General features: G+C 64.9%; 38 protein-coding genes and 1 tRNA gene. 23 read left to right on the top strand and 16 right to left on the bottom strand.

Annotated features, from left to right (window positions below):
• Positions 1–7 precede the first annotated feature (7 nt).
• The 8 genes from SynRS9909_RS13920 to SynRS9909_RS04030 all read left to right on the top strand — a co-directional run bounded on the left by SynRS9909_RS13920 (position 8) and on the right by SynRS9909_RS04030 (position 2846).
• Positions 8–136, top strand: coding sequence for a hypothetical protein (locus SynRS9909_RS13920; RefSeq protein WP_007100338.1), 129 nt, complete (start codon positions 8–10; stop codon positions 134–136).
• On the top strand, positions 133–879 hold the full coding sequence (locus tag SynRS9909_RS04045) for an MBL fold metallo-hydrolase (protein ID WP_007100339.1): 747 nt from the start codon (positions 133–135) through the stop codon (positions 877–879). Before SynRS9909_RS13920 ends, SynRS9909_RS04045 begins: the two co-directional genes overlap by 4 nt.
• A 110-nt stretch (positions 880–989) precedes the next feature.
• Positions 990–1286 carry a YjbQ family protein gene (locus tag SynRS9909_RS04040; RefSeq protein ID WP_007100340.1) on the top strand — a complete coding sequence of 99 codons (297 nt, stop codon included), beginning with the start codon at positions 990–992 and terminating at the stop codon, positions 1284–1286.
• Entirely contained in the window at positions 1283–1744 is a 462-nt protein-coding gene (locus SynRS9909_RS14160) for an MFS transporter (protein WP_007100341.1), read from the top strand. The genes SynRS9909_RS04040 and SynRS9909_RS14160 overlap by 4 nt, the downstream gene beginning before the upstream one ends.
• A 54-nt stretch (positions 1745–1798) precedes the next feature.
• Positions 1799–1927, top strand: a complete 129-nt coding sequence (locus SynRS9909_RS14155) for a hypothetical protein (protein WP_370587892.1) — start codon at positions 1799–1801, stop codon at positions 1925–1927.
• A gap of 151 nt (positions 1928–2078) precedes the next feature.
• Positions 2079–2402, top strand: coding sequence for a hypothetical protein (locus tag SynRS9909_RS14150; protein WP_007100344.1), 324 nt, complete (start codon positions 2079–2081; stop codon positions 2400–2402).
• Between the two features lie 34 nt (positions 2403–2436).
• Positions 2437–2559: a hypothetical protein gene (locus SynRS9909_RS13915; protein ID WP_255479220.1), complete on the top strand. Its 123-nt coding sequence runs from the start codon at positions 2437–2439 to the stop codon at positions 2557–2559.
• Positions 2559–2846, top strand: coding sequence for a hypothetical protein (locus SynRS9909_RS04030; RefSeq protein ID WP_007100346.1), 288 nt, complete (start codon positions 2559–2561; stop codon positions 2844–2846). The genes SynRS9909_RS13915 and SynRS9909_RS04030 overlap by 1 nt, the downstream gene beginning before the upstream one ends.
• A 59-nt stretch (positions 2847–2905) precedes the next feature.
• On the opposite strand, the gene SynRS9909_RS04025 is transcribed toward SynRS9909_RS04030, so the two are convergent.
• The 4 genes from SynRS9909_RS04025 to ftsH all read right to left on the bottom strand — a co-directional run bounded on the left by SynRS9909_RS04025 (position 2906) and on the right by ftsH (position 6646).
• Positions 2906–2978 (bottom strand) — tRNA-Ala (locus tag SynRS9909_RS04025).
• Between the two features lie 92 nt (positions 2979–3070).
• Positions 3071–3700 carry a transcriptional repressor LexA gene (gene lexA / locus SynRS9909_RS04020; protein ID WP_007100347.1) on the bottom strand — a complete coding sequence of 210 codons (630 nt, stop codon included), beginning with the start codon at positions 3698–3700 and terminating at the stop codon, positions 3071–3073.
• A 59-nt stretch (positions 3701–3759) separates the two neighbouring features.
• Complete coding sequence (gene argF, locus SynRS9909_RS04015; RefSeq protein ID WP_007100348.1) at positions 3760–4716, bottom strand: ornithine carbamoyltransferase; 957 nt, start codon at positions 4714–4716, stop codon at positions 3760–3762.
• 52 nt (positions 4717–4768) lie between these two features.
• Entirely contained in the window at positions 4769–6646 is a 1878-nt protein-coding gene (ftsH, locus tag SynRS9909_RS04010) for an ATP-dependent zinc metalloprotease FtsH (RefSeq protein WP_007100349.1), read from the bottom strand.
• Between the two features lie 80 nt (positions 6647–6726).
• On the opposite strand from ftsH, the gene SynRS9909_RS13910 reads away from it, so the two are divergent.
• From SynRS9909_RS13910 to SynRS9909_RS04000, 3 genes are read left to right on the top strand one after another with little or no spacing between them, the layout of a single operon-like run.
• Positions 6727–7224: a YrhK family protein gene (locus SynRS9909_RS13910; RefSeq protein WP_240307708.1), complete on the top strand. Its 498-nt coding sequence runs from the start codon at positions 6727–6729 to the stop codon at positions 7222–7224.
• Entirely contained in the window at positions 7194–7535 is a 342-nt protein-coding gene (locus SynRS9909_RS13905) for a hypothetical protein (RefSeq protein ID WP_007100351.1), read from the top strand. Before SynRS9909_RS13910 ends, SynRS9909_RS13905 begins: the two co-directional genes overlap by 31 nt.
• The gene (locus SynRS9909_RS04000) at positions 7525–8286 is read left to right on the top strand and encodes a potassium channel family protein (protein ID WP_007100352.1); all 762 of its coding nucleotides are present in this window, start codon (positions 7525–7527) and stop codon (positions 8284–8286) included. Before SynRS9909_RS13905 ends, SynRS9909_RS04000 begins: the two co-directional genes overlap by 11 nt.
• Before the next feature lie 26 nt (positions 8287–8312).
• On the opposite strand, the gene ribD is transcribed toward SynRS9909_RS04000, so the two are convergent.
• Complete coding sequence (ribD, locus tag SynRS9909_RS03995) at positions 8313–9395, bottom strand: bifunctional diaminohydroxyphosphoribosylaminopyrimidine deaminase/5-amino-6-(5-phosphoribosylamino)uracil reductase RibD (RefSeq protein WP_050752566.1); 1083 nt, start codon at positions 9393–9395, stop codon at positions 8313–8315.
• Between the two features lie 120 nt (positions 9396–9515).
• On the opposite strand from ribD, the gene SynRS9909_RS03990 reads away from it, so the two are divergent.
• Together SynRS9909_RS03990 and SynRS9909_RS03985 are read left to right on the top strand one after the other, a co-directional pair.
• The gene (locus SynRS9909_RS03990; RefSeq protein WP_007100354.1) at positions 9516–9764 is read left to right on the top strand and encodes a type II toxin-antitoxin system Phd/YefM family antitoxin; all 249 of its coding nucleotides are present in this window, start codon (positions 9516–9518) and stop codon (positions 9762–9764) included.
• Between the two features lie 6 nt (positions 9765–9770).
• A complete protein-coding gene (locus SynRS9909_RS03985; protein WP_007100355.1) occupies positions 9771–10157 on the top strand; it encodes a type II toxin-antitoxin system VapC family toxin in 387 nt (128 codons plus the stop codon).
• On the opposite strand, the gene SynRS9909_RS03980 is transcribed toward SynRS9909_RS03985, so the two are convergent.
• The 3 genes from SynRS9909_RS03980 to SynRS9909_RS03970 form a co-directional block, all read right to left on the bottom strand.
• Complete coding sequence (locus SynRS9909_RS03980) at positions 10158–10655, bottom strand: DUF3122 domain-containing protein (RefSeq protein WP_007100356.1); 498 nt, start codon at positions 10653–10655, stop codon at positions 10158–10160.
• A 68-nt stretch (positions 10656–10723) separates the two neighbouring features.
• Entirely contained in the window at positions 10724–13222 is a 2499-nt protein-coding gene (locus SynRS9909_RS03975) for a GH116 family glycosyl hydrolase (RefSeq protein ID WP_007100357.1), read from the bottom strand.
• Between the two features lie 35 nt (positions 13223–13257).
• Entirely contained in the window at positions 13258–13521 is a 264-nt protein-coding gene (locus SynRS9909_RS03970; RefSeq protein WP_050752437.1) for a hypothetical protein, read from the bottom strand.
• A gap of 61 nt (positions 13522–13582) precedes the next feature.
• On the opposite strand from SynRS9909_RS03970, the gene SynRS9909_RS03965 reads away from it, so the two are divergent.
• From SynRS9909_RS03965 to SynRS9909_RS03960, 3 genes are read left to right on the top strand one after another with little or no spacing between them, the layout of a single operon-like run.
• Positions 13583–14833 carry a bifunctional cobalt-precorrin-7 (C(5))-methyltransferase/cobalt-precorrin-6B (C(15))-methyltransferase gene (locus SynRS9909_RS03965; protein WP_007100359.1) on the top strand — a complete coding sequence of 417 codons (1251 nt, stop codon included), beginning with the start codon at positions 13583–13585 and terminating at the stop codon, positions 14831–14833.
• 35 nt (positions 14834–14868) lie between these two features.
• On the top strand, positions 14869–14991 hold the full coding sequence (locus SynRS9909_RS13900) for a hypothetical protein (RefSeq protein WP_007100360.1): 123 nt from the start codon (positions 14869–14871) through the stop codon (positions 14989–14991).
• Between the two features lie 3 nt (positions 14992–14994).
• Complete coding sequence (locus SynRS9909_RS03960) at positions 14995–16428, top strand: DUF4114 domain-containing protein (protein WP_007100361.1); 1434 nt, start codon at positions 14995–14997, stop codon at positions 16426–16428.
• Here SynRS9909_RS03960 and SynRS9909_RS03955 read toward each other — a convergent pair.
• The 4 genes from SynRS9909_RS03955 to pheS form a co-directional block, all read right to left on the bottom strand.
• A complete protein-coding gene (locus SynRS9909_RS03955) occupies positions 16408–16893 on the bottom strand; it encodes a DUF192 domain-containing protein (protein ID WP_007100362.1) in 486 nt (161 codons plus the stop codon). The genes SynRS9909_RS03960 and SynRS9909_RS03955 overlap by 21 nt on opposite strands.
• Before the next feature lie 2 nt (positions 16894–16895).
• Positions 16896–17582: a winged helix family transcriptional regulator gene (locus SynRS9909_RS03950; RefSeq protein ID WP_007100363.1), complete on the bottom strand. Its 687-nt coding sequence runs from the start codon at positions 17580–17582 to the stop codon at positions 16896–16898.
• Positions 17579–18487, bottom strand: a complete 909-nt coding sequence (locus tag SynRS9909_RS03945) for an NAD(+) kinase (protein ID WP_007100364.1) — start codon at positions 18485–18487, stop codon at positions 17579–17581. Before SynRS9909_RS03945 ends, SynRS9909_RS03950 begins: the two co-directional genes overlap by 4 nt.
• Positions 18488–18554: 67 nt before the next feature.
• On the bottom strand, positions 18555–19562 hold the full coding sequence (pheS, locus tag SynRS9909_RS03940; protein WP_007100365.1) for a phenylalanine--tRNA ligase subunit alpha: 1008 nt from the start codon (positions 19560–19562) through the stop codon (positions 18555–18557).
• Positions 19563–19633: 71 nt separating this feature from the next.
• Here pheS and surE point away from each other — a divergent pair, with 71 nt between their 5' ends.
• Positions 19634–20443, top strand: coding sequence for a 5'/3'-nucleotidase SurE (gene surE, locus SynRS9909_RS03935; protein WP_007100366.1), 810 nt, complete (start codon positions 19634–19636; stop codon positions 20441–20443).
• A gap of 5 nt (positions 20444–20448) precedes the next feature.
• Here surE and SynRS9909_RS03930 read toward each other — a convergent pair whose 3' ends face one another.
• On the bottom strand, positions 20449–21021 hold the full coding sequence (locus SynRS9909_RS03930; protein ID WP_007100367.1) for a DUF3611 family protein: 573 nt from the start codon (positions 21019–21021) through the stop codon (positions 20449–20451).
• 61 nt (positions 21022–21082) lie between these two features.
• Here SynRS9909_RS03930 and SynRS9909_RS03925 point away from each other — a divergent pair, with 61 nt between their 5' ends.
• The 6 genes from SynRS9909_RS03925 to SynRS9909_RS03905 all read left to right on the top strand — a co-directional run bounded on the left by SynRS9909_RS03925 (position 21083) and on the right by SynRS9909_RS03905 (position 24967).
• The gene (locus tag SynRS9909_RS03925) at positions 21083–22009 is read left to right on the top strand and encodes a bifunctional riboflavin kinase/FAD synthetase (protein ID WP_007100368.1); all 927 of its coding nucleotides are present in this window, start codon (positions 21083–21085) and stop codon (positions 22007–22009) included.
• A gap of 137 nt (positions 22010–22146) precedes the next feature.
• Entirely contained in the window at positions 22147–23193 is a 1047-nt protein-coding gene (locus tag SynRS9909_RS03920; RefSeq protein WP_007100370.1) for a thiamine phosphate synthase, read from the top strand.
• Positions 23194–23235: 42 nt separating this feature from the next.
• Positions 23236–23451: a sulfur carrier protein ThiS gene (gene thiS / locus SynRS9909_RS03915; RefSeq protein WP_007100371.1), complete on the top strand. Its 216-nt coding sequence runs from the start codon at positions 23236–23238 to the stop codon at positions 23449–23451.
• A gap of 35 nt (positions 23452–23486) precedes the next feature.
• Entirely contained in the window at positions 23487–24455 is a 969-nt protein-coding gene (locus tag SynRS9909_RS03910) for a DUF1517 domain-containing protein (RefSeq protein WP_007100372.1), read from the top strand.
• Between the two features lie 130 nt (positions 24456–24585).
• Positions 24586–24720: a hypothetical protein gene (locus tag SynRS9909_RS13895; protein ID WP_007100373.1), complete on the top strand. Its 135-nt coding sequence runs from the start codon at positions 24586–24588 to the stop codon at positions 24718–24720.
• A 67-nt stretch (positions 24721–24787) separates the two neighbouring features.
• Positions 24788–24967, top strand: a complete 180-nt coding sequence (locus SynRS9909_RS03905; RefSeq protein ID WP_038000779.1) for a hypothetical protein — start codon at positions 24788–24790, stop codon at positions 24965–24967.
• Here SynRS9909_RS03905 and larB read toward each other — a convergent pair.
• The 3 genes from larB to ispF are packed head-to-tail and all read right to left on the bottom strand — an operon-like array spanning position 24929 to position 26546.
• On the bottom strand, positions 24929–25624 hold the full coding sequence (gene larB / locus SynRS9909_RS03900) for a nickel pincer cofactor biosynthesis protein LarB (RefSeq protein ID WP_186593787.1): 696 nt from the start codon (positions 25622–25624) through the stop codon (positions 24929–24931). The two genes, SynRS9909_RS03905 and larB, sit on opposite strands and share 39 nt — an antisense overlap.
• Positions 25621–26007 (bottom strand): TIGR03792 family protein, encoded by a 387-nt coding sequence (locus SynRS9909_RS03895; RefSeq protein ID WP_050752568.1) that lies wholly within the window; start codon positions 26005–26007, stop codon positions 25621–25623. Before SynRS9909_RS03895 ends, larB begins: the two co-directional genes overlap by 4 nt.
• Positions 26008–26060: 53 nt before the next feature.
• Positions 26061–26546 (bottom strand): 2-C-methyl-D-erythritol 2,4-cyclodiphosphate synthase, encoded by a 486-nt coding sequence (gene ispF / locus SynRS9909_RS03890; RefSeq protein WP_007100377.1) that lies wholly within the window; start codon positions 26544–26546, stop codon positions 26061–26063.
• Positions 26547–26596: the final 50 nt, after the last annotated feature.

Raw genomic sequence — 26596 nt, 5'->3', positions numbered from 1 at the left:
GTCGTTCATGAACGCTCGCCGCTGGCTGCTGCTGATCGGTGCGATCGGCGCCCTGATCGCGATGCTGGCCTGGATCGGCGAAATCGATCTGGGCATCGATGAATCCCTCCAACCTCCTGCGCAACAACAGTCGTGACGACAGATCAGGCCACCTATTTCGGAGCCAACGGCTGGTTGCTGGAGATCGGCGGCCTGCGGGTGCTGGTGGATCCCTGGCTCTGCGGTGATCTGGTGTTTCCGCCAGGCCCCTGGCTGCTGAAGGGGGTCATGCCCGAGCTGCAGCCGGTGCCTGAGTCGATTGATCTGCTGCTGCTCACCCAGGGGCTTCAGGATCACGCCCATCCGGACACGCTCTCGATGCTGAGCAAAAATCTGCCCGTCGTGGGATCGGCTGCAGCCGCCAAGGTGGCGAAGCGGCTGGGGTTCAGCTCCGTGCAGGCGCTCAAGCCAGGTGACCGCACAGAGCGGGGAGCCTTGCGGATTCGCGCCACCGCCGGTGCCGCCGTTCCAGCCGTTGAGAACGGGTACCTGCTCGACTGGCCCGGCGGGTCGGTTTACCTGGAACCCCATGGGGTGCTGGATTCCTCTGTGGAAGCGCGACCTGTACAGACAGTGATCACCCCGGTTGTGGATCTGGGTCTGCCCCTGGTCGGCAACTTCATCACAGGAGCCACCGTGATGCCGGATCTGATGCGCCGCTTTCAACCGCAGCAGGTGCTGGCGAGCACCACGGGCGGCAATGTGCGCTTCAGTGGATTGATCAGCAAAGCGCTGGAAACCGGCGGTGTCTCAGAGCTCAGCCCCGAGGTCACCGAGGGTTGCACGCTGATCACGCCCACCGTGGGCGAAGCCATTCCCCTCACCCCGAGACCTGGCTAAAGCGATAGAGATCGGAACAGAGCATCCATGGCGCTGGATCAGGCGCTCTGCCGTCTCGAGGTCCAAACCAAGGGTTCAGGCTTCACTCGCATTGATGGATCCCTCAACGAATGGGTCCGCAGGACGGAGCCGGTCCCCTCGGCATCAACGGTGAGCGTCGGCGATGCCTGCATGACGACGAGGGGAACGACGACATGCCGGCCCATATCCGCACCGCACTGACCCAACAGACGCTGAGCCTGAGTGTGGAGAACGGCCACCTGGTGCTGGGAACCTGGCAGGCCGTGTATCTCTGGGAGCACCGCGCAGCGCCGCACCGGCGCACGATCGCCTGCCACCTGATCGGCGACACCGAGGTGGATCTACTGACCGACCGCCTGCACGACAGTGCCGTCGACTCGCCATGACCACAACGAAACCGACAGCCAGCACATCCCGCGTTCTTCTGGCCGGCCTGATCGGCAACGTGATGGAGTGGTACAACTTCGCGGTGTACGGCTACTTCGCCACCGTGATTGGGCGTGAGTTCTTCCCAACCAGCGACCCTGCCAGCTCTCTGATCGGAGCCTTCGGTGCCATTGCCGAAGGCTTTCTGGTGCGTCCCCTGGGCGGTGTGGTGTTCGGCCGCATCGGCGATCTGTTCGGTCGCCGCCGTGTCCTCAACCTCTCGGTGATGGCGATAGCGATCCCAACGGTGCTGATGGGAGTGCTGCCAACCCATCAACAGATCGGTGTGGCGGCGCCGATTGCCGTGGTGGTGCTGCGGTGGATCCAAGGGCTGTCCGTTGGCGACGAATACACCAGTTCGATCATTTTTCTGAGCGAACAGGCTCCCCAGCGCCAGCGGGGGTTTTACGCGATCTAGGGGATGTGGGGATCTGTGCTGGGATATTGTGATCGGCGAGGGAACGGTGCTGAGGTGCTCGCCCTTCAGGTGATGGCTCCGGTGCGGGAAATATTCGGTCGCTACCGATTGCAGGTGTTGCAAGTGATGGGCCTGAACATCGCCAGCAGCGTGGGCTTCTACGCCGCCTTCGTTATGCCGTGAGCTATCTGGAAGACAGCGAGAAGCTCAGCGATGCCACGGCACTGAGCCTCAACACCGGCGTTCTTGGCATACTTCTTCTCCTTTATCCGATCGCAGCCTGGCTGTCGGATCGGCCTTACTGTGATTCGGTGCGCTGTCGTTCTTTGATCTGATGCACAGCGGTGATCCGCAGCTGGTGTTGCGCGGAGAACTCGGCCTCACCGTTGCCATTGCCCTGCTCGCTGGCGGCAAGAATCCGGCCAATGTGGAACTGATGCCCGCCGCGGTGCGTTGCACCGGTCTGGCGGTGGCCTTCAATCTCGCCGAGGGTTATTTCAGAGGCACCACGCCGTTGATCTCCACCGGGTTGATCAGTCGCACCGACAATCCCCTGCTGCCAGGCGCCTGGGTTGCTTTGGCAGGACTGATCACCTTGATCACAGCCGTGTTCTTCACCCACGAAACAGCTTTCCGGCCCCTGGAGGGGACACACTGAAAAGAGCCTGCTAAAAGAAGGCCATGCGCAGCTGGTGGCCATGAACCCCGAAGGTGAGATCTGGCCGGTAGTGCTGGTGGCGGCCAGCGTGGTGCTGCTCTGGATGATCCTTTCGGTTACCAGCAGCGGCACGTTTGAAGTGGTGGGTGCCGGCTGATGTGCCTTCTGGCTGCCCTGGGGTTGGTTGCGCCGAGGCTAATCCTGATTCTGCTGTGGGTGTTCAATCCTCTGTTTGTTCTCGCACCGTTTGAAGGTCTAGCGATCCCCAACCCGATTCTTCCAGTTCTGGGTGTGGTATTTCTACCCACGACAACCCTGGGTGTGTGCTTCGCGCATGCCTCATTCGGTGGAGTTGGCAGCTTCAGCGGCCTGCTGGTGGTCGCCATCGGCCTGGTGATCGATGCTGGCTTGATCGGGAACGGTCGTGGGCTGGCCAAACGGTAAAAGACTCAACTGGCCCTAATGCCCAGCATCTTTTGAACATTCATACCGAAAACAGTCAATGGAGCCAAGGAGACTCGAACTCCTGACCCCCTGCATGCCATGCAGGTGCTCTACCAGCTGAGCTATGGCCCCATGAACGGCGGTGATGCCCTTGGGCTCGTGCCGTCGTCGTGTCGAAGCTTACACCGCCGCAGGCCAGACCCTGCAAGCCATGGGCTCAGCCTTCAGACCTGACGCCAGACCGCCATGAGCTTGCCCTGCACCTGCACCTGATCGGCGGGCAGCTCGATCGGCGCATAGGCCGGGTTGGCCGCCTCCAACCGCACGGTGCCACCTTCGCGATGGAAATGCTTGAGGGTGGTGCCGCTCCCCGGCACCAGGGCACTGACAATCACCCCCTGACGCAACCGACTGGGATCCGACACGGGCTCCATCAACACCACATCGCCATCAGCGATGTGCGCTTCCACCATCGAATCGCCATTCACGGTGAGGGCGAACAGGCCTCTGGTCTCCAGCAAGGGAACGAGATCGAGGCGCTCCTGGACGTCATCAAAGGTCTCGACCAAGCCACCGGCCGCCACCGCTCCCAGCACCGGAATGCCGGAGGCCATGCCTCCGAGCAGCTGAAGCGTGCGCGCCTGCCCCTCCTGCCAGGTGATCCAGCCCTTCTGCTGCAAGTGGCGCAAGCGACTCTGCACAGGCGCCGGAGAGCGCAGACCCATCGCCTGCATCATCTGACGGATGGAGGGGCTGTGGTGATGACTGCCGATGTAATCAGCGAGCCAGTCATACAGCTCCTGCTGCGCAGAGGTGAGTGGCTCGGGGGATCCAGCGGGCACAGACCAGGCCATTCGGGGACAATACATTTGTACCTCTCAACATGCTCGCTGGCAAGCCCCAGCCTGAAGCCCTAGAGACCACCCATGAGGCAGGCCAGCAAGGCCTGCTGGGCATGGAGGCGGTTCTCGGCCTGATCAAAAATGCGGCTGGCGGCTCCCTCCATCGCACCGGCGCTGATCTCCTCGCCGCGATGGGCCGGCAGACAATGCAGCACGATCGCCCGTGGATCGGCCTCCGCAAGCAGGGCTTCATTGAGGCAGAACCCCTGGAAGGCCCGCTCCCGTTCCGCCTGCTCCTGCTCCTGACCCATCGACGCCCACACATCGGTGTAAAGCGCCTGGGCACCACGCACGGCTGCAATCGGGTCGCTGGTGACGGAGATTTCAGCACCGGCCACGGCCAGTTCGCGAGCCTGATCGAGCACCCCCGGCAGGGGCTCAAAGCCGTCCGGGCAACCGATCCGCACGTTCACCCCAAGCAGGGCGCCGCAGAGCATCAACGAGTGGGCCACGTTGTTGCCATCCCCCACATAGGCCAGCGTCTGGCCCTGCAGGTCACCAAACGCCTCCTGCAGGGTGAGGAAATCGGCGAGGGCCTGGCAGGGATGCTCCAGATCGGTGAGGGCATTCACCACGGGGATCGTGGCCCAGTGGGCGTAATCCACCAGCTCCTGCTGCGCGAAGGTGCGCACCGCAAGCACATCACAGAAACGGCTGAGCACACGGGCCGTGTCTTCAAGCGGCTCACCGCGGCCCAGCTGGGTCACCTGAGGGTTGAGGTCCACGGTCTGCCCCCCCAGGCGGGCCATCGCCACCTGAAAGCTGACGCGGGTGCGGGTGGAGGCCTTGGTGAAGATCAGGCCCAGCACCCGGTTGCCCAGGTCGATGCGACGATCACCGCATTTGAGCTGCCGGGCCAGCTCCAGCAGAGCAGCGGTCTGCTCAGCGCTGACATCCGCAGAGGAAAGGAAATCTCTGCCCTTTAGAGGAGAGAGAACGGAAGCAACGCCGGAGCTTGCGGCGACCATGGTGATCGTTCAAAAAAGTGTTATCGAGGACGGGAGCGCCTCCCGTCAAGCCTCAGGCGGCGACGGGAGCGTGTTCGGGCATGGCGCTGGCGGCGAGCATCTCCTTGAGTTCATCGCCTTCGATCACCTCTTTTTCGAGGATTTTCTGGGCGATGGTCTCCAGCAGCGCCATGTTGTGGCGCAGAATCTCCAGGGCTGTGTCGTGAGCTCGATCCACCAGGCCACGCACCTCGCGATCGATCGCCTGGGCCGTGGCGTCACTGACGGTGCGACGGGGGTTGTTGTTGCCACCGAGGAACCGTCCGCCGCCCTGTTTGTCATAAGCAAGCGGACCCAGTGTTTCGCTCATGCCGTAGGTGCCCACCATCTGCTCAGCGATATCGGTGGCGCGCTGGAGATCGTTGGCGGCCCCGGTGGTGATCTTGCCGAAGACGATCTCCTCGGCGGAACGTCCACCCAGCAAGGTGGCGATCTGGCCCTCCAGGTCTTCGCGGGAGTTGAGGAAGCGCTCTTCGGTGGGTAGCTGCAGCGTGTAGCCGAGGGCGCTCATGCCACGGGGCACGATCGAAATCTTGGCCACCTTGCTGCCACCGGGCATCAGATGGCCCACGATCGCGTGGCCCACCTCGTGATAGGCCACAACCTTTTTCTCGTCGTCTTGCAGCACCCGGCTCTTCTTCTCAAGGCCAGCCACCACGCGCTCAATCGCCTCACCAAGATCCTGTTGCTCCACTTTGGTGCGCTTGGCCCGAGCCGCCAGGAGCGCCGCCTCGTTCACCAGGTTGGCGAGATCGGCACCGGCGAAGCCACTGGTGGCCTGGGCGATGCGATCGAGATCCACCCCATCGGCGAGCTTCACCTTCTTGGCATAGATCTCGAGGATCGTTTTGCGACCGGAGAGGTCGGGGCGGTCCACCAACACCTGGCGGTCGAAGCGGCCCGGACGCAGCAGCGCCGCATCCAGCACCTCCGGCTGATTCGTGGCCGCCAACACGATCACCGGCTTGTCTTTGGAGGCGAAACCATCCATCTCCGTAAGCAACTGATTGAGCGTTTGCTCGCGCTCGTCGTTGCCACCCACCACACCCATGGAGCCCGAGCGGCTCTTGCCGATGGCATCAAGTTCGTCGATGAAGATGATGCAGGGTGCATTCTTCTTGGCCTGCTCAAACAGATCACGAACGCGAGCGGCGCCCGCCCCTACAAACAGCTCCACAAATTCAGAGCCACTGATGATAAAGAAGGGCACGCCCGCCTCGCCGGCCACCGCTTTCGACAACAGGGTTTTACCGGTGCCGGGCGGACCCACCAGCAACACCCCCTTGGGAATGCGAGCGCCGATCTCGGCATAGCGCTCGGGGGTTTTCAAAAAATCAACGATCTCCGTGAGTTCATCCTTGGCTTCATCCACTCCAGCCACATCGCCGAAGGTGACCCGCGACTGCTCATCGGGCACATACACTTTCGCCTTGCTCTTCGTGAAGCTCAGGGCACCCTGAGCACCACCTCCCATGGAACGACGGGCAAAAAACTGCAGCACCAGGATGAAGATCAGCGGCGGCACCACCCAACTGAGAATGGTGGTTAGGATGTTGGGCTTCTTCGGCGGTGCAGCGGCGAACTCCACCCCCTTGGCCTCAAGCCGCTGGGGCAGATCCATGTCGAAGATCGGCGTGGTGGCCAACACGGAGGGAGCACCCTCCTCGGGATTGGCCAGCTCGTAGCGAATCTGATCCTGGGTAATGAAGGCGCGCTTCACCGCACCGTCGTTCACCTGATCGATGAACAGGGAGTAGGGCACCCGCGGCACCTGCATGCCGGGGTTGGGAATGAAGCTGCTGAAGAGCAGCAACACCCCGAATCCGATCAGCACCAGGTTGATGATTCCGAAGCGCCGATTCGGCCTGTTGTCATCCTCACGAATCGGCATGGCGACAGTCGACTGGTCCCCCAAGCTAGGGGGACAACCCCGGATGCCCGCCACCGGCCAGGGACGGAGAACCGAACGCGATGAAGCCTCGCCTCTTCCATGCCCACTGGCGTGTCGGTGATGCCGTAACAGCGTGGAGTCACCCTGACGGCATCTGGACCAGTCGGCGCCTGCGCAAGGGTCATGGTCCCCTCAAGGGATGTCACTACCGACCGTTAAGCGCGATCGGCATGCTCCATGCCCTGATCCACCCCAAGAATCTGGAGCGGCTGGAGGTTCGCACCGCCCTGGCCTTCATCGTCGGTTCGGTGCTGTTCGTGATTGGATCCGACCATCAGCGCATCACCGACACCCTCAGCGTGGAGGTGTTCACCATCGGTTCACTGCTCTATCTGGCCGGGGCCTGGTGGCAGCTGGTGGAAGCCCGCCTGGCCGATCGGCACCTGCGTCGCCACGGCCTGCGCTGGGAGTGGAGTGGTCTGCGCTGCGCCGAAACCCAGGCCCTCGGGGCCCTGTTGTTCACCGTGCCGCCGGTCGTGGCCTGGCTGTGGCCCAGGCGTCCTCGCCGGTATGGCTGAGCCTGGAGGTGCTGCCGAACCTGATCGGGTGCATCCTGTTCGTGACCTCTGCTGCCTATGCGGTGATGGAAGTGGGGCATGGACGACTGCTGGTGTTCGAGCCGCGCCATCTCGCCTGGTGGATCACGGTGGTGAGCGGCAGCGGCTGCGTGCTTTTTCTGCTCGCCGCCCTGGCGGGCCTGCCGCGCCATTACCCGCAGCAGATGGTGCTCAATGGCGGCATGGCGGATGGAGCCACGGTGGTGGGGGCCTTCGCCTTCGTGTTGGCGGGGCTGCTGACCATGGCCGAATGCTCGGAAGATGATGTTTGAGCCAAAGCGCCGGAAACGCACCAGTCGTCGCAGTCGCGAACGGATTTACCAGCTGCTGCTGAGTCTGTGCCTGCTGGTGTTGGTGAGCTTCGCCTTCCCCTGGCTCTCCTGGCTGGGGACGGTGGGCTACTCCCTGATCGCCCTGCTGCTGACCCAACTGCTGGTGATCCGCAAAGCGCGGCGCACCATGAGCGATCGCCTGTTTCAACTCCTCGGCATCGTGGCCCTCGGTTCGCAACTGCTCTGGTTGATCACACCGCTGCGCTGGGTGAACACCGGCGTGCCCCTGGTGTTGAGCTGGAGCTTGCTCACCGGATGGAGTGTGGTGCGGCTGGTGAAGCGCCTGTCCCGCGAAACGCGGGTAAGCCGGGAGATGCTCATGGGGGCTGCGGCCGGTTACCTGCTGCTGGGCCTCACCGCCGGCTTGGTGATGAGTGCAGTGGAAACCATCCAACCGGGCAGTTTCGAACCGCTGGATCTCTCCACCGAACAGCTGCGCGGCACCGACACCACCCTGCTGCTCTCCCCCGGGTTGTTCGCGAAGATCAATTACTTCGCGTTTGTCTGCCTCACCACCCTGGGCTTCGGCGACATCAATCCGATGCTGCCCCTCTCGCGCATGCTCTCGGTGAGCACCGGCATCGTGGGCACCCTTTATCTGGCGGTGGTGATGGGGGTACTGATCAGTCGCTACACCGGTGAACTGGAGGATCGCGACGATCTGGACGACCAGGATCTCAATGAGCTCTGAACGGGATGAGCTCTGAACCCAGCGGCTTACTGCGGCGGCACCAGAGCCTGAACCACAGCATCGCGTTCGAGCCGTTGCAGGTTCAGGTCTTGGAGCGGGATCACCTGATCGAGCGCGGTGAAGCCCAGATCGGCCAGAGGCGTCCGCGCCGCGAGGCCCCCCAGCAGTTTCGGGGCGATCACCACCGCCAGCTCCTGCACGCAGCCCTGCTGCAGTGCCGCCGCAGCCAAGGCCGGGCCACATTCCCAGAGCACCCGGTTACAACCGCGTGATGCCAGCTGCTCCAGCAAGGCCAGGGGTTCGCAGCGTTTCAGAGCCGTGCAGATGACTCCGGCGGCGCCAAGCGCCTCCAGCAACGGACTGCTCTCGGCATCGGCTGCTTCCACGGCTGGACCGTGGGCCAGCAGGGTGGGGGCCTCGGCCGTGGTCCAGATCCTGGCTGCCGCAGGCAGATCGAGGGAGCGACTCAGCACCACCCGCAACGGTTCAGGTGTGCGCAGTCCGCGGCTCGTGAGCAGGGGATCATCGGCACGCACGGTGCCGCCCCCCACAATCACTGCATCGCAGTGGGCCCGCAGGCGATGCACCCAGGCGCGTGCAGCAGCGCCACTGATCCACTGGCTGGCGCCATTGGGCAGGGCCGTGCGGCCGTCCAGGCTCATCGCCCACTTGAGAAGCCCCCAGGGGCGCCCGGTCTTGACCCGATGCACAAAGGCACGGTTCTGATGGGCCGCCTCGGCCTCCAGCACCCCAGGGATCACCTCCAGGCCGGCATCGCGCAGGCGCTGCAGGCCACCGCCGGCCATGCGGGGATCGGGATCGGTGAGCGCCACCACCACCCGGCGGATCCCGGCAGCAATCACCGCCTCCACACAGGGAGGGGTGCGGCCGTGATGGCAGCAAGGCTCCAGGGTGACCACGAGCGTGCCGCCGCGGGCAGCCTCCCCCGCCTGAACGAGTGCACCGACTTCCGCATGGGGTTTGCCGGCACGTGCGTGATATCCCTCCCCCACCAACGTGCCGTGGGCGTCGAGCACCACCGCTCCCACTAAGGGGTTGGGGCTCGTCTGGCCTTCCACGAGGGCCGCCAGCTGCAAGGCGCGGCGCATCCAAGGAATCCAGCGCTCGATCAACAAGACCCAGAGACCACAAGCCAGCCACCATCATGAAAGACGAGGCCCAAATCGACTTAGTCGACTAACCTTGAATCCAGGTTGGAGTCGGGCGTCATGCGCAAGGTGAACATGCACGAAGCCAAAACCCACCTTTCACGTCTGGTGGATGAAGCTGCTGCAGGAGAGAGCTTTTTGATCTGCAAGGCCGGGCAAGCAATGGTGCAGGTCACGCCTCTGGATGCCAAGGCATCGCAGCAAACAGCCAAACCACGACTCGGCTTGCTCAAGGGTCACTGCCAGGTGCCCGATGACTTTGACCAGCTGGGCAACGATGTGATCCCCGAATTGTTTGGAGGTCAGTGAAAAACGATGCAACTGCTACTCGATACCCACCTGCTGATCTGGGCGATGGGCTCACCCGAGAGGCTTGCACCAGCTTTGGTGGCCATGCTCGTAGACCCCCTCAACACACCGGTGTTCAGCGTGGCCAGCCTCTGGGAAGTGGTGATCAAACAATCGCTCGGCAAACCTGGCTTCGAGGTGGAAGCAGGGTTGTTGCGGAGTGCACTACTAGAGGGTGGTTGGCGAGAACTGCCCGTTCAAAGTCAGCACGTGCTGGCTGTCGCACAGCTTCCACCCTTGCACCGCGATCCTTTTGATCGGGTGCTTCTGGCCCAAGCCCAGACCGAAGGACTGCTGCTCGTCACAAGGGACGAACAACTCAGCCAATACCCAGGACCCATCCGCAGGATGTGATCAGCCCAGGGGCTCGCTCTGCACCTCACGCCATTCCCTCACCACGTAGGGAGGCACGGGCAGCTCATTGAACACACCAGGCAGGAACAAACGCAGCGGTCGGTTGTTGCTGAGATCGTTGAGCAGGGGATCGAGGCCGAACTCGGCAGCTGCCTCACGGCCATCGCTGGCCAAAACGGGATTGTCGAGAGTGATGTCGGCGAGCTGCCACTCCTTCACCCCGGCCTGCACAAGCAGCGGGGCGGGATGCTCGAGCCGCAGCTTGCCGGGATAGCCGACGATGCGCAGCACCACAGGGTTGCCAGGTTTCCCAGTGCGGTAGGCCACCGCCTGCCAGCTCTGATAGTCGAGATCGCGCAGGCTTTCGAGGCTGCGCACCATCGGCGCACCGTTCTCATCCTGATGCTCATGCACCTGGGCGATCGCCGCCCCAGGCGTGAGCAACACCAGCATCACCGCCGCCAGAACGGACACCAGCAGACGCCGCAACACACCCATCAAGCCCAGGACGAATGCCTCCCATCATCGGTGCCAGTCCGACGCGATGGTGCTGGCGGCGAAACCGATTACCCCCGTTCAGCCCCGGGAATCCGCTGCCAGTCGGTGTGGGTGGCCCAGAGTCCCCAGATCGCCATCGCCCGCAGGTAGTGGCAGGCGCGGAAGGTGTTCACCGCTGTGATCGCTTCGGGGGTGCGGAACTGCAGCCCGCCCGCATACACCTGGTTCACCACGGCGGAGGTGATCGCCAGGGCGGTGCTGGTGTCGTCCATTAAGCGGTAGTAGCTGGCGATGCCGAAGTTGATCCCCGTCCACACCTCGAGCGGATGGGTGCCTTGGGGATCGAGCGGGGTGCCATCGCGGCGCAGGCCGTTGGCCACCCCGAGGCTGCCGCCCTGGAACGCCTCAAAGCAACTTTCCTTCACGGCCTTGAGGGTGCTGCGGCAATTGGCATCACTCACCACCGCTGGCAGCTTCAGCAAACGTGCGTAGAAATCACCGCAGAGCTGATCGGCCATCACCACCGGTGTGCCGCTCTCGGCATCGATGTCGTAGTACTCACCGTTCCAGAGCAGCGTGTCGAAATTGGCGCGAGATTGCTCCAGCCAGGTGCTGAAGGTGTGCTGCTCAGCGGCGGTGTCCAGGCCTGTGGCCAACTGCAACTGCTGCCCCATCGCCAGGGCCGCCTCCAGGGCCGCAATCCAGAGGGCGCCGCAGTAGGCGCTCACACCCTTGAGCGGCCAGTCGTCAAAGGTCTGATCCGGGGCGCCGCCGTTATCAGGCAAGCCATCGTTGTTGGTGTCGAAGCCCTTGAGATAGGTGAGGGCTTCCACGGCCGCGGGCCAGCACTCCGCCAGAAAGTTGATGTCTTCACCGCTGGGCGACAACTTGAACGTGCGCCACACCTGGAGCACATAGTCGCTGGCCAGGTCTTTCCAAAGGTTGCAATCCTGATAGGCGGTGTAATTAGTGGCGTCCCAGGGGTTCTCATTCGGTGCCCCCAGATCGTGAGGGGTCGCCCCCTTCACCTTACGGTCGGCCTCCACGCGGCCTTTGCCCTGGGTGAAATACCAACCGATCGGCCGCTGGGTGGCATCGGCCGCGGGAATCGCCCGGGCAAAACTGCGCAGCACCGCCTTGTCGAGTTCCGGCCAGAGCTGCAGCAGCGCCAGGGATCCATAGAGGCGCACATCCAAACTTTCATACCAGGCGTAGTCGATGCACTCGAGAACGCCGAAGCGACCGTGGGGATCCATCGGTGTTGCCGCGCTCCACAAACTGCCGCCACTGCAGAGGTCGTAGAGCTCATTGAACAGCGCCATCCGCACCGGTTCGGGCAGATCACTGCGTTCGAGCACCGGCTGCTGCCAGGCCTCGATCTGCTGCCTCCAGTCGCGCCAGTCGCGCAACGCCTCAGCAGCGATCGCCGCGGCCTGATGGCCTTCAGCGCCGAAGAAATCGGTGTAGCGACGCAGCGCCTGGCTCCCACTGGCGAAACCGGTCACCGGCAGATCCCAGCTGATCACCACCGGAATCTCGAGGCTCTGGCCCGGCGCCAACTGACACTGCACCGCCAGGGCGGCACTGAGGGGATCGTTGTGGCCGCTGCGGCGGTCATTGTTGCTGTCGGGAATCGAACCGTCAGCGCGGAAGCTGCTCCAGAGCTCGTTGCCATCGCCGTGGGGATTCCAACGGCTGCAGCGTTGAATCGTCACCCCCGGCTGCTCTGCAGTAGCGATGCACCACTGGCCCTCGCCTTCGGCGATGGGATTGGAGACGTTCCCTTCCAGGACCACGCCTTTGAGGTTGCCGTCGTCAATCCAGCGGTTGCGCTGCCCATCGGTTGTGCCGATCGCCGGGGCGTAGTTGTGCTCCGGGCTGCCGTCATCACGGAAGTGCACCTCCGCGGAGGCATCGGTATTGGTGAACCAACCGCTGGTGTTGCGCCAACTCAGCAGCAACGACAAATCCAACGGCTTTGGGGTGGGATTGCGCAGCGTCCACACGAACACCGCCACCGGATAGCTGGTGCGTTGGTAGTCGCCGGGGAGGATCGGGCTGAAGGCTTCGCAGCGCACCTCGGCGTCATAGACGCCGTCGTAGTGGGTCCAGCTCAGGGGATAGCGGGCGGCATAGGTGCCGGTGCTGCGCTCAGGCGTGCTGGCGGGGTACCAATCCCAGGCGGCCAGGGGCTCACCGCCATCCGGACGCGAGGCATCGGCCTCGGGCTTTACCGCCAGCGCATGGGCGCGTGTGCTGCTGCCATTGCGCTCGAACAGAGCGAACTGACAGTCGGGCAGAGCGCCGAACCAGTGCTCACCGCCATCGAGGTGCCAGAGGTTGAAGCTGCCATCGGGAGCGCGGCCGAAGCAGCCCGCCCCAAAGCCCCCCAGGGGCATGCCGTGATTGGGGCCATCATCGAGATTGCTGGCGTAGCGCACCGTGTAAGGGCGATCCCAACCGAGGCCGAAGGGCCGGCTCCAGCTCGCCTCGGGCGGATGCCAGGGAGCGCGCCGCTTGTGGCGGCCCAGCAGCGAACGCAGAGCGGAGAGTCCGAGCGGGGCCATGCACAGGGGCCGAAAGTCGCCCCAGATTGCCAGAATTACGCCTCTTCACCATCCAACAGGGCATCGAGCGTCACCGCCGTGCGCACCAGGGCCTGGTAGCGCTGCAGCAGACGCCGATTGCGATCGAGCCAGCGGGCCGCATCAGCGGGTGCCTCGCCGCTGGACCCGGCACTGATCCCCACGGGACCGTCGGCATCCATCAGTTCCAGGTCGCCCTGCTGGGCGATCAGGGCCAGCAGGAGTTCATGCAGACGCTGACGCCGCTCTCGGCTCCGCATCCCCTGTTGCGCACTATCCATTTCATTCACCCCATGTCCTTCACCCCATTCCAATCGACATCGCCAGCGCCACAATGACGCCATGATCGAGGTGATCGGCACCGACGCCGGCGCACCCGCCAGCCTGGCGGAGCCGCAACAGCGTCTGCTGCGAGAGGCGCACTGGATCGCGGCGCCGCGGCGTCTGCATTCGGCACTCACACTCTGGCTTGGCGATCACCACCCGGCGACGCTGCTCGCGAGCGATTCCCCTCTTCAGCTCTGCAACCAACTCCAGGCCCTGCCGTCCAGCACGCGGGCGGTGGTGCTCGCCAGCGGTGACCCCCTCTGGTTCGGCATCGGCCGCACCCTGGTGGAGCGCCTGGGCGCTGATCGGCTCCGCTTTCAACCGGCACCGAGCTCCCTGCAGCTGGCCTTCTCCCGGCTCGGCCGCCCCTGGCAGGACGCCCAATGGCTGAGCCTGCATGGGCGCGATCCCCTGGCGCTGGCGCAACAACTGCAGCAACGGCCCAGAGCCCTGGCGGTGCTCACCGACCCCAGCCGCGGCGGCGTGGAGGAGGTGAGAACGATCCTGCGCAGCAGTGGGCTGGACACCGCCTATGCGCTCTGGCTGTTCGAAGCCCTGGGGCACGCGGACGAGCGGGTGCAGCAGCTGCACCCCCCGGATCCCTCCCCCAGCACACTCCATCCCCTGCATCTGGTGGTGCTCCTGGCGGAGCTGCCCAGCGCCCCGCCACCGGAACGCCTGCCCCTTTTCGGCCTCGAGGACGGCCTCTTCCTGCAGCACGACGACCGCCCGGGGCTGATGACCAAACGGGAGGTGCGCATCCAGCTGCTCGCCGATCTGGAGCTGCCGGATCGCGGCGTGCTCTGGGACCTGGGGGCCGGCACCGGCAGTGTGGGCCTGGAAGCCCTGCGCCTCAGGCCAGACCTGCAGCTCCTGGCGATTGAACGACGGGGCGGCGGGGCGCCCTTGATCGAAGCCAATGCCGAGCGGCTGGGGGTGCGGCCAGCGGCTGTGCTGGAAGGCGATGCCCTTGCCCTGCTACCGGACTTGCCCGGCCCCGACCGCGTGCTGCTTGGTGGGGGAGGGCGCGATCGGGCCGCCCTGCTGCAGGCCGTGCTCACGCGTCTGCGGCCCGGTGGTGTGGTGGTGATCCCCCTGGCCACGCTCGAAGCCCTGGCCGAGCTCCGACCGCTCCTGGAAACGGCCGACTGCCGAGTGACCCTCAGTCAGCTGCAATCCTGGCGGGGTCAACCCCTCGCCGGGGGCACCCGCCTGGCACCGATGAATCCCGTGCTGATCCTCAAAGGCACCAAGCCCCCAACCTGAGGCCCAGAATCAGAGGCCATCCGCCCCCGATCGCGATGCCGCGCCAGACCGACAAGCAGGTGTCTCCACTGCGCCTGAAGATCACCCTGTTGATCGCCGGCTTCGGGCCGCTGCTGGCCATCGGCCTGTTTCTGCAATCCAAGGGTTTCTTCGGCTGAGCGATGCGCACCACCTACGCCTATTTCGTTGACAACCTCAGCGCCACCCTCGAGGCGGGTGCGATCCCCACGGATGTGGTGCCGATCGGCGAGCTCAGCAAGGGTCAACGCGCTGATCTGATTAACGACGGGCGGGTGGTCGGCATGTCGTGCGCGCTGAACGATCGCCAGTTCGACGGACGGAACCTCTGGCCCCTGATTGCCGGTCTGTTGCCCAAGAGCATCGATGACAACAACCGCCTACAGGTGGCGGATTCGATTCTCAAGGCAGTGCTCACCTATCCGGGCGAATTTCTCAGCAGCGCGGAAACACGGGCCAATAGCCAAGGCGGCTACAGCATCTGGGCCCAGGATTTTGAATTTGCACCCGGAGGCCTCAGCCAGGAGGAGGTGAATCAGGTGTATGCCGGCGTGATCGCCGTGCTCTGGGCCGGTCGGCAGGTGCTGGGCGACGCGGCCAGGATCATCCCGGTTCCCTCCAGCAGCCTGTTCAAGAACCTGAGCAACCCCGACATCGCCACTCTGCTGAGCAGCTCCGGCCTGCTCGCCCCCCTGCAGTTATCCAACCTTCCCCTCACCAACACCCAGAAGGGAGCCAATGGCCAGTGGAACGTGCTCTCGGTGTTGCATCACAACGGCCTGATTGATGGCTTCCTTGGCCAGCAATACAGCAGCAACAACCCGGATGCGCTGCCCGGCTCCATTTCCACCGACACCCGCGCCTTCGACGGCCAGGACAACCTGCCCTACGCCATCCTCTCCTCGATTCAGCAGCTGCAGTCCACCAGCCTCGATGGCCCGCCCTGGAGCAGTCACTACGACGGAGCCATGCCCTTCCAGGCCGGGGTGTATTTCCCGGATGCGATCCCGGCGAACTTCAATCCCGCCAAGGAACTCATCCCCCAGCAGGATGGCCTGATCAGCAGCGCGATCGCCACCCTGCAGGACACGCCAGACGATGTGCTCCTCGACCTGCGCAGCCTCGAGCCCTTTCAACAACTCACCGTTGATGTGAACGCAAGTCGTGAGGCGGATTTTCAATCTCAGGTGGGGTTCTATGTGGTGCAGGATGCGGAAGGCGCTGTCGTCGATCCCCTCAGCGGCGCCCTGATCCGCCCTGGCGATGCCGGCTATCAACAGGCGGCCCTCTCCCCCCGCAACAGCGTGACGCCGCTGCAGGGACTGGAGGCCGAAGACGATGGCTCCAGCGACCGGCAGGACACCCTGCAGGGAGGCGCACTGATCGCCCCAGTGGTGGAAGTGCTGGAACCTGGCCAAGAGGCGATCTACTTCGCCTTCGCCGCCGCCAATGCCGATGGGTTCAACCATTTCAGGCGCCTCGGCAGCAACCGGATCGGCATGGAGGATCTACCCGGCGGTGGCGATCAGGACTTCAACGACCTGACGATGACGTTCTCATTCTTCGACGTCCGTTGAGGCGGACGGGCGTGGCGCCACAACTGGAGCGATCGACTCGATCCGCACCGGCAGGCCGACCCTGATGCCCAGCCGGGTCGCCTCACCAGCGCCGAGCTCGATCACGCCATCGGCGAAATCAGCCCGGCCGTTGCCATCCGCATCCGCCCAGTAGGACGGGCAAGGTTGCGCCCGACAGGTGGGCACATCGCGCTCAATCGCCAGCACCTGGCCATCGCGCACGAACACCATGTCGAGCGGGGCAATCGTGTTGAACATCCAGAAGCGCAGCGGCCTGGAGGGGCGGAACGGGAACCACATCCCCCGGAGCGGCGGCAGGGCCGGTCGCTGCATCAGCCCCAGGCGTTGCTCCTGGGGCTGATCGGCCACCTCAAGCAGCACGCAGGCATCGCGACGATCGGCCACGCACCAACGCGCTTCCAAGGGCAGCTGCTGCGGTGGCGACTGGGCTGGTGGCAGCTCCATGGCTAGGAACGCTCGCGTTGGGGCATGCCGTCGTTGAGGCAGTAGCCGCGGCCGCGGATGGTGTGAATCAGGCGTTTCTCGCCACCCTCCTCCAGTTTCTGGCGCAGATAACGCACATACACCTCGATCACATTGCTGGACGTGCCCTGCTCGTCGTTCCAAACCTCCCGCAGGATCTGCTCGCGGCTGAGCACCTCACCGCGGTGATCGAACAGGACCATCAACAGGGCATACTCCCGAGCGGTGAGCGCGACCGGCCGACTGCCGCGCCGGACCTGACGACAGGTGGGGTCCACGCTCAGATCAGCCACCTGAAGCAGGCTGGGCTGTTCTCCGCTGCGGGCCTGAATGCGGCGGTGCAGGCGAAGCCGTTGCAACAGATCACTGGTACCGAGGGACGAGAGCCAGAAATCGTCCGCTCCGGCACTGAGGCAGAGCTCGCGCGCCTCAACGCTGTCGTTCTCCACATCCAGCAGGATCGGCATCGCTCCGAAGCGGGCGCGCAGATCAGGGATGCGATCCGCCTGATCCAGGGCCAGGATCGCTGCCACCGGGGTCTCAGCCCTGGCGGGCATGGCCGCAGCCGCTCCCGCCGACCAGGCAAGTGGTTGATACCCGGAAGCTTCCAGGCGCGGCGCCAGAACGGCGGCGCCGGAGCCCACAAGCAACACCAGCAGTCCCGTCGTCATGGCCGATCCGGTTTGGCGACATGGGGCAAGCCCCAACCCAGCTTGTTGCGCAGCACCTGGAAAAACTCATGGTCTGAGAGGCGCACAAAGCGCACGGGGTGGTCACTGCGCCGGATCAGCACCCGATCTTCCGGCCACACGTAACAACCGGCACTGCCATCCACCACCATCATCAAGCGTTCCGGCGTGGCGGGAAACACGGTGACCGGCTCGCGGTCGCTGAACACCAGGGCCCTGGACGCCAGGGAATGGGGCGCAATCGGCGTCAGCTGCAGCACCGGGCAATCGGGCGTGATCACCGGGCCGCCCGCACTGAGGGCATAGGCGGTGGAACCGGTGGGTGTGGAGAGGATCACGCCATCAGCGGAGATATCGACCGGGGCATGGCGACCGATCGCGATCTCGAAATGGCACATGCTGGTGAGGGGCTCGCGATGCAAGGCCATCTCATTGAGGCAGAGCGCTTCCCAGCGACGCTGATCACCCCGCATCACGCTCACCACCAAACTGGCGCGCTCCTCGATCGTCCATTGCTGGGTGAGCACCTGCTCCAGGGCCCGATCCAGATCACCCAGATAGGCCTCAGCCAGAAAGCCCAGATGGCCGGTGTTGATCGTGAGAATCGGCACCCCCACCGGTGCCGTCTGGCGCGACGCCGAAAGCACCGTGCCATCACCGCCGAGCACGATCGCCAGAGCCATGCTGGGATCAAACCCCTCCGGCACGCAGGCGTTGTAGCCCAACAGGCGCAGGTGCTGGTCGGGATTGGCAAATCCCACCATGCCACCGGCGCTGCTGGCGCGCACCACCTCATGGCCACAGCGTTCAAGACGGGCCTGGATCGTCTGGGCGGTGTCGACCGCCAGCGGCTTGCCGTCATTGACGATCAGTCCGACCCGGGGCACCGATCGCATCCAAACAACAGCTCCGGCACTTTATGAGACTTTCCGCTGCGCTGGCTTAAGGCAGGGCTCAGAACTGCTCGAGGAAGCGCAGATCGCTCGTGTAGAGGCGGCGAATGTCATCAATGCCGTGGCGCACCATGCAGAAGCGCTCCACGCCCAAACCGGCCGCGAAGCCGCTCCAGCGATCGGGATCCAGACCCAGCCCCTCCAGCACCGCCGGATCGACCATGCCGCAGCCCATCACCTCCAGCCAGCGCCCGCGCCACTGCACATCCACCTCCGCAGACGGTTCGGTGAAGGGGAAGTAGCTGGCGCGGAAACGCACCGGCAGATCGCCGAAGAAGGCCTTGAGAAAGGCCATCACCGTGCCGCGCAGATGGCTGAAATCCAGGCCCTCATCAAGCGCCAGCACCTCCACCTGGTGGAACACCGGCGAGTGGGTGGCATCGACGGCATCGCGGCGATACACCCGACCGGGCGCCACGATGCGCACGGGGGGCGGAGTCTGCTCCAGGTGACGGATCTGCACCGGTGAGGTGTGGGTGCGCAGCAGCAGGTTGTCCTGGAGATAAAAGGTGTCCTGCATGTCACGGGCCGGGTGATCCGCAGGGATGTTGAGGGCCGTGAAGTTGTAGTGGTCGCTCTCGACCTCCGGGCCCTCCGCCACCTGATAGCCCAGGCCGCAGAACAGATCAACGATCTCCTCGGTGGTGGTGATCAGAGGGTGGCGATGCCCCACGGGGGTGCCACTGGCCGCTGCCGTGACATCCAGGGTTTCGGCAGCGATCCGGGCCTCCATCGCCGCGCTTTTCACCGCCTGCAGTCGTTGACTGAGCAGCTCCTGGACCTGGGTTTTCAACACATTGGCCCGCTGCCCCACCAGGGGCCGTTCATCGCCCGGCAGCTTGCCCATGGCGCCGAGCACACAGGAGAGGCGGCCTTTCTTGCCGAGCAACCCCACCCGCAACTGCTCCAGCGCCTCGGCATCGGCGGCGCTGGCAATCGCTGCGGCAGCGTCGGCTTCGAGGGCCTCCAACTGGTCGGTGAGCTGCTGAAGAGACACGGTGGCGCTCACGGCATCGGGATCGCGGCGACTGACTGTAGGCAGCCAGCACGCTTAGGTTCCCCCCAGAAGCCCCGGATGCCATGTCCCCGCTGCGGATCCTGATCAGCAATGACGACGGCGTCTTCGCAGCGGGCATTCGCGCTCTGGCCGCCGCGGCGGCCAGTCGCGGCCACAGCGTCACCGTGGTCTGTCCCGACCAGGAGCGCTCCGCCACCGGCCACGGCCTCACCCTGCAGACGCCGATTCGGGCGGAACGGGCCGATGAACTGTTTGAGCACGACATCACCGCCTGGGCCTGCAGCGGCACCCCCGCCGACTGCATGAAACTGGCCCTGTTCGAATTACTCGACAATCCGCCCGATCTGGTGCTGTCGGGAATCAACCACGGGCCCAACCTGGGCACGGATGTGTTCTGCTCCGGCACCGTGGCCGCCGCCATGGAGGGCACCCTGGAAGGACTGCCGGCGATGGCGATCAGCAGCGCCTGCTTCCAGTGGCGTGATTTCACGGGTGCCGGAGAGCTGGCCCTGGCGGTGGCCGAGGCCGCCCTCGCCGATGGCTGGCCAGACCAACTGCTGCTGAATCTCAACATCCCCCCCTGCCATCCGGAGGCGATGGGAGCGCTGCGCTGGACCCGGCTCTCGATCCGGCGCTACGACGAGCAGTTCAGCCCCCGCGTCGATCCCCGCGGCCGCTCCTATTACTGGCTGGCCGGTGAAGCGGTGGACGATCTGGAATCCGGCGGCGACGGCCCCCGCGACTGGCCCACCGATGTGGCCCAGATTCAGGCCAATGCTCCGTCATTGACGCCGATCCAGCCGGAACTGTTCTGGCGTGGTGGCCTGAGCAGCCTGCCCCGGTTGCAACTGGCCGATCAGCTGGTGCGCTGACGCCCTCAGGTGCGGTAGATCCGCTGCAGCAACCAGAGAGAGAGGATCAGGCCAATGGTGTGGGCGAACAACACCTGGGTGTTGCTCAACACCGAAAGCATCTCGATCGAGGTGATCGGGTAACCCACCAGGCTGCGAGCGCTGGTTCCCCCCACCGGTGATCCGAAGAAGCCAGGGGCCTGGAGCGACGCCTGCACGAACAGGCTGCCGGCCAGGCTCTGATAGCCCACAGAGGCGAGCACCAGGCCGAGCAGATCCGCCAGCAAGCCGCGCTTGATCAGGCGACTCGCCTCGCCGCGACTGGGTCTGGCGTTGCTGCCCAGGGCGCGGCCAAGGCGCACGGTTAGCCAGCCCTGCCAGAGGCTGAACAACAACACAAAGAACGAGAGCGTGGTGAGTGAGAGGCCGGGCCCGAGCCCCAGCGCCCGCTCGGAGTTGCGCGCCAGGCTGCCGCCGATGTTGTTGAACAGCAACACCCCCACCACCACCACGCCGAGGGCCGTCTGAATCCAGAACCGGATCCAGGCCATCCGGCGCACGCCCAGGGCGAGCTGCTGGAAATCAAGGCGATCGGCCATGCGCGAATGAACGGCAGTCGTCCAAACTTGGCACTAACTCCTGCCGGATGCACGGCCAGCCTTGATCCCCCTCTGCTCACCCCAGCAGGCCCGCACGCCATCGGCCCTGGCCCTCGGCAGCTTTGATGGCCTCCATGCCGGCCATCGGCGCGTGATCGACGCCGTGTGTGGCGATCCCTGCGGCGGCCTGCCGAGCGTGGTGAGCTTCTGGCCCCACCCCCGCGAAGTGCTGCATGGCGAACCCCGCCTGCGGCTCGATCTGCCGTCGGAAAAGGTGGATCTGCTCGAACCGCTGGGGATCGAGCAACTGGTGCTGGTGCCCTTTGATCAGCAGCTGGCCGGGCTGCAGGCGGAAGATTTTGTCGATCAGGTGCTGCTGACGACCCTGCAGGCGCGCCACATCGCCGTCGGTGCCAATTTCCGCTTCGGACGCGACCGCACAGGCGACACCGACACCCTGCGCAGGTTGTGCGAACGCGCTGGCGTGCGGGTCAGCGTGCTGCCGATCCTGGAAGACGACGGCGGCCGGATGAGCAGCAGTCGCATCCGCGCGGCCCTCGGTGCCGGCGACCTGGCCAGGGCCAGCGCGTTGCTCGGGCGGGCCTATCGCTTCAGCGGACGGGTGGTGCGAGGGCGAGGCCTCGGCCGCGAGCTGGGTTGGCCGACGGCCAACCTGCAGGTGGATGGGCGCAAATTCCTGCCCGGCCTCGGGGTGTATGCCGCCTGGGCCTTCCTCCAGGACAAGGGCGAGCGTCTACCGGCGGTGATGAACCTCGGCCCCCAGCCCACAGTGGATCCCACCTCCCCCTCGGCCGTGGAGGTGCATCTGCTCGACACCCGCCTCGAACTGGAAGGGCGGGAGCTCACGGTGGAACCGGTGGAACGCCTGCGCGGGCAGCAGCGCTTCTCAGGGCTGGAGGAACTCAGCGCCCAGATCGGCCTCGATGCCCAACGGGCACGTCTTCGGCTTCAGGCGCCGGTGGGGTAAGCGTTCGCCAGGCCCCAGACGATGAACACGCCGATCCCCCCCAGGAGCACGATCCCCCACACCAACACGTGCATGGTGCTCTCGGATCCACCGTTATCCATGGCCGCTCGTAGGCGTGCGATTCTGCCAAGATTGCCATGAAATCGATGCTTGCCGCTGCCTCCGGCGATCAGCGTGTGGCCCGGCTGATCGACGCCAACCTCGACCGGGCCCGCGAAGGACTGCGCGTCGTTGAAGACTGGTGCCGCTTCGGACTCGACCGGCAGGATCTGGTGATCCGCCTCAAGGATTGGCGTCAGCGACTCGGCGCCCACCACCACAGGGCCTACAAGGAAGCACGGTCCACCGCCACCGACAGCGGCGCCGGCCTCGCCCACCCCGCCCAGCAGAAGCGGGACCACGCGGAGCAGATCGTGGCCGCCAACTGCGGACGGATTCAGGAAGCCCTGCGGGTGCTCGAGGAATTCGGACGCGACAGCAACCCGGAGCTGGCGGCGACGGCCGCGGCAATCCGCTATGGCATCTACGACCTCGAGGTCACGATCCTGCAGGCTGGAGACCATCAGGAACGCCTGCGGCGCCTGCATGAGAGCCGGCTCTATCTGGTGACCTCACCGGTGCCGAACCTGGTGGCCCAGGTCGCTGCAGCCCTCCAGGCGGGCCTCTCCCTGGTGCAATACAGAGCGAAGGAAGGCCATGACCTGCAGCGGCTCGAGGAGGCACGCGCCCTGGCCGATCTCTGCAAACGGCATCAGGCCCTGTTCATCGTCAACGACCGGATTGATCTGGCCCTGCTGGTGGATGCCGATGGCGTGCACCTGGGCCAGGAGGATCTCCCCACACGGGAAGCGCGTGCCCTGATCGGCCCCCATCGCCTGCTGGGGCGCAGCACCCACCAGCTCGAGCAGCTGCTCACGGCCCAAAACGAAGGGTGCGACTACGTGGGCGTCGGTCCGGTGTATGCAACAGCCACCAAACCGGATCGCAGCGCACGCGGCCTGCACTGGGTGGAGGAAGCCAGTCGCCATGCCTCCATTCCCTGGTTCGCCATCGGCGGCATCGATGCCGGACGGCTCGACGCAGTGCGTGCGGCCGGCGCCCATCGGGTGGCGGTGGTGCGCGCAATCATGGACGCCACTGATGCCCAGGCGGCCAGCCACGAACTGCTCACGGCGCTGTTGTGATCGCTGCCGTGTTCTGACTTGTTCTGACCGCCCTGAACCGCGATGCCCACGCTTCAACTACAGGTGAATGGGGAGCCACGCCTGCTCAGCCCAGCCCCGGCCAATCTTGCCGAGGTGGTCGAACAGCTGGGGCACCATCCCCGCTTGGTGGTGGTGGAATTCAACGGATTGATCCTCACCCCGGATCGCTGGGACAGCCAAACCGTCCGCGATGGCGACAGGTTGGAGATTGTCACCATCGTGGGTGGTGGTTCCTAGAGTCGTTTTCAACGATGTGAGCCGCTGAGGAACGCATGCCGAATCCCCGGAGCCAATCACCGCTGCATCCATGGCTGCAGCGTGGCCTGTCGATTCTGATGATCCCGCTGTTGATCATCAGCGTGTTGATCATCCAGCCCCAGGTGAGCGAAGCCGCCAGTGGCGGCCGCATCGGCGGCGGCAGTTTCCGGGCCCCATCGATGCCGCGCAGCGGTGGACTGAACCGCAGCTACGGCGGTGGCTACAGCCGCGGCTATGGAGGTGGCATCGGCTTTCCGTTCATCATCCCGATCTTCGGATTCGGCGGCGGCGGACTCTTCGGCTTCCTGATCCTGATGGCGATCGTGGGGGTGCTGGTGAATGCGTTCCGTGGCGCTGGCAGTGGCGCTGGCAGTGGCGGCGGCAATGCGATCGGCAGCGATCGGGTCAACACGATCAATCCAGGCCCCGTGAGCCTGATCCAGGTGCAGGTGGGGTTGCTGGCGAGTGCCAAAGCCCTGCAGAGCGACCTGCGCCAACTGGCCGCCACGGCCGACACGAGCCAGGCTTCCGGCCTGCAACGCGTGCTTCAAGACACCACCCTCGCCCTCCTGCGCCAGCCTGAGCTGTGGGTGTACGCCAATGCGGAATGCGGCAGCGTCCCCTTCCGTGCCGCAGAAAGCACTTTCAATCGGTTGTCGATGACCGAGCGCAGCAAACTGCGGCAGGAGCTCACCAGCAACGTGGGCGGCGTTCGTTCCACCACGGGAGACCTGGCCCAACGCGGTGATGCCGACGCCACCAGTGAATACATCGTCGTCACCCTGTTGGTGGCGAGCCGCCGTCCAATGACGATCAAGCAAACCGAGAATGGCGAAGCGTTGCGTGAAGCCCTGCGCATCCTCGGCTCCACGGCCTCCAGCGACCTGATCGCCCTGGAGGTGATCTGGCAACCCGACGGCAGTGGCGATGTGCTCAGCGCCGATGAACTGGTGACCGCTTATCCGAATCTGCAGCATCTCTGAATCAGGCTTCAGGAAATCTTCCACTGCAAAGCGGCGCTTCAGGGCGGAAACCGACTCCGGCGCTGATTAGCTTGTTCAGACTTCAGCTATCCCCCCTTTGTCCGCTGCTCCACAACCCGATCCACGTGCCATGCAGTGGCAAAGCAACGGGGAACTTGATCAGGCCGATTTGTTTGAACTGGTGCGCAAGCTGCGCATTGTCGAATCCCCCTCCCACAGCAACGAGCTGTGGCGCTTGGGCAGTAAATACGACAAAGCCGACTAATCGCGACGCCAGCAGCCTTGCCAACCCCCTGAGCAAGCCCCATCGTGCAACCAAAGCTGCCTGCGCCATGGCCAGCCGCACGATCCAATGGGTGAATTCGCCTGTGTTGTTCGAGGCGATGTTGCGTTACGAGCAGGGCTCCCTGCCCCACTCCATGCGGCTGTGGGTGGAGCAATTGTTCGAGCTGGATGGGTCCGAACCAAAAGGCTCACTTCTCACTCCGATCGGCCACGACCCGCTCCACTGAGGAGCTGAGGATCCGCAGTGCAGCCATCGCTGCGCCGTAGCCATTGTCGATGTTCACCACCGTGAGGCCAGGTGCACAGCTGGCGAGCATGCCATCAAGCGCGGCGCGCCCTCCAGTGCTGACGCCATACCCCACCGACACCGGCACACCGATCACCGGCTGCGGCACGAGTCCGGCGAGCACGGTGGGCAGAGCTCCCTCCATGCCGGCACAGGCGATCAGCACCTGCGCACTGCGCAGCAGTGGCAACCGCTCGAGCAGACGGTGCAAGCCGGCCACCCCCACATCCACCATCAACGAGGCGGCGATGCCCTGGAACGCCAGAGCCAGCTGCGCTTCCTTGGCCACGGGAAGATCGCTGGTGCCACCGCTGAGGATGGTGACCGGCGCTGCTGCGTCGATCGCTTCGAGCGCGATTGGAACACTGCTGAGGCAGCGGGCCTGGTCATGCCACTGCAGGGCATGCCCTGGCAGCAACGCCGCCACAGCAGCGGCTTTGGCAGCATCGACGCGGGTGACCAGCGCAGGTTCGCCGCGGTTGTAGAACGACTCCAGAATCGCCGCGATCTGCTCCGCCGTCTTGTGCTCCCCCCAGATCGCCTCGCTGATGCCGATGCGGCGGCGGCGGTCCCAGTCGAGATGCGCTGTCGCCGTCATTGGGGCAGCAGTTCGCCTGCGTAGAGGAGCGGAAACGGATTGCCCAGACGCTGGCCGGTGGCCTCGCGGGCCAGCTGCTCAAAGCGCTGTTGCACAGCCTCTACCTCCTGCAGCGGAATCGCCTTCCAGGCCTCTCGGCTGTGCCAGCGGATCAGCAGCGTGCCTTCTTCGGTTTCAGGATTCCAGAGCAGATCCCGACCCAGAAATCCCTGCTGACGCGACAGCCAGGGTTCCCAGCTACCCCGCTCCGCCTCCAACCAGGCCTGCCGTGCAGCCTCCGGCACCTTCAGCTTGAGATGCTCGATCACGGCAACGTCGTCGCCACCCTCCGGTTCGGCGAAGGCGGCGAACCGCGCCTGGGCAGGGGAGCTGCACAGCACCATGAACAGCACAACAAGGCTCAGAACCCTACGCAGCCATCCATGAGAGGTGCGGATCACAGGGCCTGGAGCAGCGCGACCGCCTGAGCGGAGATTCCCTCTTCCCGCCCCTCGGGGCCGAGCTTCTCGTTAGTGGTGGCTTTCACCCCCACCTGCTCCGGTGCGATGCCAAGGCGCATGGCGATGGCACGGCGCATCGCCTCGATATGGGGTTTGAGCTTGGGGCGCTCAGCAATCACCACCGAATCCACATTGGCGACCCCCCAACCACGATCCCGCACCAAGGCCACCACCTGCTCCAGCAGCACCAGGCTGTCGGCCCCTCTCCAGCGGGGATCCTCCGGGGGGAAGTGTTGGCCGATATCGCCCAGAGAGAGCGCCCCGAGCAGGGCGTCCATGATCGCGTGCACGAGCACGTCGGCATCGCTGTGGCCATCGAGACCCAGGCCATCGGGATGCTCCAGCTTCTGGCCCCCCAGGATCAGGGGCCGGCCCGGCACCAGACGGTGCATGTCGTAGCCGTTGCCGATCCGAAGTTGCATGGGGACCTGGTCGAGAGCACCATTCTCGATGAACCGCGGCCCAACTGCTG

The organism is Synechococcus sp. RS9909 (assembly GCF_014279595.1).
In the GTDB taxonomy this organism is placed as follows: Bacteria; Cyanobacteriota; Cyanobacteriia; order PCC-6307; family Cyanobiaceae; genus Synechococcus_C.
This window is presented reverse-complemented; position numbering and strand designations above follow the sequence as displayed.